The sequence below is a fragment of the Stenotrophomonas sp. HMWF023 genome, from assembly GCF_003060985.1.
GTDB classification, from domain to species: Bacteria; Pseudomonadota; Gammaproteobacteria; order Xanthomonadales; family Xanthomonadaceae; genus Stenotrophomonas; species Stenotrophomonas lactitubi.
Genome location: NZ_QAIJ01000098.1, coordinates 1 through 5,801 on the forward strand (window position 1 = coordinate 1; position 5,801 = coordinate 5,801).

The window sequence follows — 5,801 nt, forward strand, 5'->3', positions numbered from 1 at the left end:
ACGCCACCTCATCCTGCCGCCACAGCCACTGGCCGTGGCTGACCGCCGCAGTCGCTGCACCCGCCAGCAGGGCCAGCAGGATCCGTCGCGACCACGGCAGCGGCGAGCGTCTCACAGCAACAGCCACAGCAGCAGGACACTGCCGCCCGCGCCATAGCACAGGCGGCACGGCAGCTTGACCTGCTGGGCAGGCGAGAACGGGCCAGCATGGCCATCGTCGTCGATGTACTGCACACGGATGTGCAGCGTGCCGCGCCACGGGCGCTTGAAGCTGACCTGCGGTTCGTCAACGGTGGCATCGACCAGCGGCGCGCTGAAATCACCGCGACGATCGACCTGCACCCGGTAGCGCTGTCCATCGCTTCCCGCCTGCCAGCGCACGGTCAGTTCGCCATCGGTGGCTTCGGGCGGTTGCAGCGCCGGGTCCACCGGTTCATCGGTCAGTTGCAGCGTCAGTGCCTGGCCATAGCGACCCTGATGGCCGTGGCCATCACGCGAAGCGATCCGCCAGTAGTACTGGCCGGGAGCCAGTGGCTCACCCAAGCGCAGGTCGGTGCCATCGGTGCTCTGCTCGCGCAGCGGCTGCAGGAACTGCGGCTCGTCGGCCACCTGCAGCACACTGCTGCTGGCACCGGGCGCCTGGCTCCAGTGGAAGCGCGGCCGGTCGCTGTTGACCGTCTGCCCCTGCACCGGGGAAATGGTCAGCGGCGGTGGCGGCTGGTCGCTGAGCAGGAAATCCTCGCTGGCATCGAGACCTTCCACTCCCTGCGCATCCACTGCGCGCAGCAGCAGGCGCAGCGCTCCCGGCGGCAGCTCGCCGATCACCAGCCCGGTGTCGGTGGTGGTGGCCGCAAACAACAGGATTTCCGGGGTGGCGGCCTGCACGACTTCCACCCGGTAGTGATCGGCACCCGTCACCGGCTCCCAGGCGAGTTGGGCCGGCAAGGCTCCCAGGCGGGTCGAATCGGCACGCAGGTGCGGTGCCGGCAGCAGACCGGAAACCGCTTCGGGTGCCGTTCCGCTGCCCGCGCTGCGGCTGGCCTGGCCGGGCTGTACCAGGCGCTGGCCATGCGGGTTGCCGACCTGCACCTTACCTTCCAGTACTTCGGTGGCACCGGCCTGGGCGTCATCGCCGGCACTGACCCGGAACACGGTGCCGCGCACGCTGCTGGTGGCCGTCGGTGCATCGATGATGTAGCGAGAGGCCGGTCCGCGCGCAGGGGTGACCCGATTGCTGGCGCGCCCCTGCTGCAGGCGCAGGCGGGTATCGACCATGCCGGTGCGGCCATAGCGGCTGAGCTGGTCCAGGCGCAGGCGTGAGTACTCGCGCAGCTGCAACCGCGACGCGTCGGCAAATTCAAGGGTGATGCTGGAGTCGGCCTTGGTCTGGACCGCATCGCCGATGTGCAGCTGCTCGCCGGCGCGCACGGCGCGGCTGCTGCTGCCATCGGCCGCGCTCAGTTCAACCTGGCCACGCACGGCGAGTACCCGCGCCGGGGCGGGTTCAACGCGCAGCCAGCCGATCGGGAAGCGCAGCAGTTCGCCCGGCGGCAGCCGGTACGGATTATCGATGCGGTTGTGCTGCTGCAGCTGCTGCCAGCCCACGCTCGGCTTGAGGTAGGCGGCGCCCAGGTCCCACAGGGTATCGCCGGGGCGGACCCGGTAGTTCCAGTCCTGCGCGCCGGCGAGCGTCGGCAACAGGCAGAGGGCACACAACAGTGCGCGCAGGAAAAGGATGATGAAAGACGACGAGCGGCCAACGGTCACGGAATGCAGTCCCGGCAAAGCGGGGGCGCAGCTGCAAGACCCCATGGCCCCGACCTCATCCCCCCGAACGGATCGTGGCGGCCCTGGGGGCCACCATCGCGGGCATTATTGCCCGCGTTCAGTGCAGGGATTCTGAACGATGTCGTTGCCGTTCAGAACAGCAGGGAGGCCATCCGCCGCCGCGAACGGCCTACCAGGTCTTCATCGGCGATGACGTTGAAGGCATCGATCAGCGCCTTGCGCGGCAGTCCTTCCTGGAAACCGCGGTCGATCCGCAGCATCTCCAGGAACTGTTCCAGTGCGGCTTCGTCCTCACCGGCCAGCAGCAGCTGCACGCCGCGCAGGTGGCGCGCCTGCAGATCCTTGCCGTCGGCGGCGATGCGCGCCTCCAGCACCTCGGCGGGCGGGGCATCCTTCAGCGCGGCGGCGAAGGTGAGGCGGGCGCGGCCACGCACGGCACGGTCGTCGGTGGCCAGGTTGGCAGGCAGGGCATCGATCAGGGTGCCGGCCTCGTCCACGCCACCGACCTGCAGCAGCGCAAGGGCCAGGTCGAGCTTCAGCTCATCCTTGTCCGGCTCGGCGGCGATCTGCGCGCGCAGTACGTCCACCTGTGCCTGCGGGTCCAGCGGGGCCTCGTCTTCGGCAATGGTGTCGCCGATATCGGCCGGCACCACGCCGTGCTGGGCCAGGAATTCACGCAGCTGACCTTCCGGCAGGGCGCCGGGGAAGCCGTCCACCAGCTGCCCACCCTTGACCAGGAACACGGTGGGCACCGAACGGATCTGGAAGGCCGCGGCGATCTGCTGTTCCTTGTCCACATCGACCTTGGCCAGTTCGAAGGCGCCGTTGTATTCGCCGGCCAGCTTCTCCAGCATCGGGCCGAGGGTTTTGCACGGTTCGCACCAGGTCGCCCAGAAATCCACCAGGACCGGCGTCTGCAGCGACTTCTGCAGCACTTCCGCCTCGAAGGTGGCGGTGGTGGCGTCGAATACGTAGGTCGTCTCGGTCATGGGGCATCGTTCGGCATCTGGAGACCGATTCTATGGTGACGAACCTTGTCGGTCTCAACCCTGCGGTCATCCCCATCATGAAATCCCGCACCGCTTGGCGCAGGTGCCAGCTGCCGCGACAATGTCCTGATGTTCTTCTGAAGAGTGGCTGCGATGTCCGTGGTTCGGCTGGATCGTTGGGTGGGCGTGCTCGCCGCAGCCCTGTTCGTGCTGTCGGTGGCCGGCTTCGGTGCGGCGCTGCCGGACTACTCGCAGGCACTGCATCCGGTGACCTGGCTGGGCGCGCACGGCATTCCCCATGCGCTGGGTTTCAACCTGCTGGGCCTGGTGCTGCCGGGTGCGCTGGCGGTGGTCGTGGCCGAGCGCCTGCGCCGGCAACTGCCGGTGGACGCCGCCTGGACGGCACGCGTGGGCAGCCAGATGCTGCTGCTGGCCGCGCTTGCCTTCATCGCGATGGGTCTGCTGCCGCTGGATTTCGAGGACCAGATGGACATGCAGGGCCCGGCCAGCAAGCTGCACGCCAGCGTGTGGATGGTCTGGGCACTGGCCTTTGTCGCCGGCAGCGTGATGCTGGGGGCGGCACGACTGCGGCATTCCGGCGGGCGCAGGCTGGGCCTGCTGGCCCTGGTCTGCGGGATCGGCGCTGGTCTGCTGGCGTTCGGACTGCCGGGTGTACTGCCGGCGGCGCTGGCGCAGCGGCTGGCCTTTGCCTGCTGGGCGCTGTGGCTGGCCCTGGCCCTGCCTCTGTCGCGCAGGCGCTGAGACGGTTTCTGCCGCCTCGCCGCACGCCGGCCCGGCAGGCAGGATTGGAGCCATTTGCCGCACTGCGGTACGCTGTACCGCTTTGCCGCCGCAACCGCGTGTTACATGACCAGCGTCGAACCCAACGTTTACGATCCGCAGCAGGTTGAATCCGCCGCCCAGCAGTACTGGGATGCTACCCGTGCCTTCGAGGTCGATGAAGCCTCGGACAAGCCGAAGTACTACTGCCTGTCGATGCTTCCGTATCCGTCCGGTGCGCTGCACATGGGGCACGTGCGCAACTACACGATCGGCGACGTGATCAGCCGCTACAAGCGCATGACCGGCCACAACGTCCTGCAGCCGATGGGCTGGGATGCGTTCGGCCTGCCGGCGGAAAACGCCGCGATCAAGAACAAGACCGCACCGGCGGCCTGGACCTACAAGAACATCGACCACATGCGCAGCCAGCTGCAGTCGCTGGGCTATGCCATCGACTGGTCGCGCGAGTTCGCCACCTGCCGCCCGGACTATTACGTCCACGAGCAGCGCATGTTCACCCGCCTGATGCGCAAGGGCCTGGCCTACCGCCGCAACGCGGTAGTGAACTGGGACCCGGTCGACCAGACCGTGCTGGCCAACGAGCAGGTCATCGACGGCCGCGGCTGGCGCTCCGGCGCGCTGGTGGAAAAGCGCGAGATCCCGCAGTGGTTCCTGCGCATCACCGACTATGCCCAGGAACTGCTGGACGGCCTGGATGAGCTGGACGGCTGGCCGGACTCGGTCAAGACCATGCAGCGCAACTGGATCGGTCGCTCCGAAGGCCTGGAAATCCAGTTCGACGTGCGTGACGTCGATGGCGCCGCACTGGATCCGCTGCGCGTGTTCACCACCCGCCCGGACACCGTGATGGGCGTGACCTTCGTGTCGATCGCCGGCGAACACCCGCTGGCGCTGCATGCCGCGAAGAACAACCCGGAACTGGCTGCGCTGCTGTCGGAAATGAAGCAGGGCGGCGTGTCCGAGGCCGAACTGGAAACCCAGGAAAAGCGCGGCATGGATACCGGCCTGCGCGCCGTGCATCCGGTTACTGGTGCCCAGGTGCCGGTGTGGGTCGCCAACTTCGTGCTGATGGGCTATGGCACCGGCGCGGTGATGGCCGTACCGGGCCACGACCAGCGCGACAATGAATTCGCCAACAAGTACAACCTGCCGATCCGCCAGGTCATCGCGCTGAAGTCGCTGCGCAAGGACGAGGGCGCCTACGACGCGACGCGCTGGCAGGACTGGTACGGCGACAAGACCCGCGAGACCGAACTGGTCAACTCCGAGGAGTTCGACGGCCTGGATTTCCAGGGCGCCTTCGAGGCACTGGCCGAACGGTTCGAGCGCAAGGCCCAGGGCCAGCGCCGGGTGAACTACCGCCTGCGCGACTGGGGCGTGAGCCGCCAGCGCTACTGGGGTTGCCCCATTCCGGTGATCTACTGCGACAAGTGTGGCGCGGTGCCGGTGCCGGAAGACCAGCTGCCGGTGGTGCTGCCGGAAGACGTCAACTTCGTCGGCACCGGTTCGCCGATCAAGGCCGATCCGGAATGGCGCAAGACCACCTGCCCGGAATGCGGTGGCGCGGCCGAGCGTGAGACCGACACCTTCGACACCTTCATGGAGTCGAGCTGGTATTACGCCCGCTACACCTCGCCGGGTGCCCGTGATGCAGTCGACAAGCGCGGCAACTACTGGCTGCCGGTGGACCAGTACATCGGTGGCATCGAGCACGCGATCCTGCACCTGATGTATTTCCGCTTCTACCACAAGCTGCTGCGCGACGCGCGGATGGTGGACAGCAACGAGCCGGCGCGCAACCTGCTGTGCCAGGGCATGGTGATCGCCGAGACCTACTACCGCCCGAATCCGGACGGCTCGAAGGACTGGATCAACCCGGCCGACGTGGACGTGCAGCGCGATGAGCGCGGCCGCATCACCGGCGCCACCCTGATCGCCGACGGTCAGCCGGTGGTGGTTGGCGGTACCGAGAAGATGTCCAAGTCGAAGAACAACGGCGTGGACCCGCAGGCGATGGTCGGCAAGTACGGCGCCGATACCGTGCGCCTGTTCTCGATGTTTGCCGCACCGCCGGAACAGTCGCTGGAGTGGAACGAAGCCGGCGTGGACGGCATGGCCCGTTTCCTGCGTCGCCTGTGGGCACAGGTGCAGAAACACGCTGCCGACGGTGCCGCACCGGCGCTCGACGCGGCCGCGCTGGATGCCGGTCAGAAGACCCTG

Annotated in this window: 4 protein-coding genes; 2 read left to right on the forward strand and 2 right to left on the reverse strand. The window is 67.7% G+C overall.

Features of this window, described 5'->3' with window-relative positions:
- Positions 1 to 111 precede the first annotated feature (111 nt).
- Together DBR20_RS04995 and trxA are read right to left on the reverse strand one after the other, a co-directional pair.
- Positions 112 to 1,812 (reverse strand): FecR domain-containing protein, encoded by a 1,701-nt coding sequence (locus tag DBR20_RS04995; protein ID WP_108265413.1) that lies wholly within the window; start codon positions 1,810 to 1,812, stop codon positions 112 to 114.
- Positions 1,813 to 1,919: 107 nt separating this feature from the next.
- A complete protein-coding gene (trxA, locus tag DBR20_RS05000; protein WP_108265414.1) occupies positions 1,920 to 2,777 on the reverse strand; it encodes a thioredoxin in 858 nt (285 codons plus the stop codon).
- Between the two features lie 153 nt (positions 2,778 to 2,930).
- Between trxA and DBR20_RS05005 the strand changes: the two genes are divergently transcribed.
- Both DBR20_RS05005 and leuS read left to right on the forward strand, forming a co-directional pair.
- Entirely contained in the window at positions 2,931 to 3,539 is a 609-nt protein-coding gene (locus tag DBR20_RS05005) for a DUF998 domain-containing protein (RefSeq protein ID WP_108265415.1), read from the forward strand.
- 105 nt (positions 3,540 to 3,644) lie between these two features.
- Positions 3,645 to 5,801, forward strand: a 2,157-nt coding sequence (gene leuS / locus DBR20_RS05010; protein ID WP_108265416.1) for a leucine--tRNA ligase, incomplete at its 3' end; no start/stop codon positions are given.

Bases quoted from the DNA above. Each gene is read 5' to 3' on its own strand.
- DBR20_RS04995 (WP_108265413.1), bottom strand. From the start codon at position 1,812: ATGGGGTCTTGCAGCTGCGCCCCCGCTTTGCCGGGACTGCATTCCGTG.
- trxA (WP_108265414.1), bottom strand. From the start codon at position 2,777: ATGACCGAGACGACCTACGTATTCGACGCCACCACCGCCACCTTCGAG.
- DBR20_RS05005 (WP_108265415.1), top strand. From the start codon at position 2,931: ATGTCCGTGGTTCGGCTGGATCGTTGGGTGGGCGTGCTCGCCGCAGCC.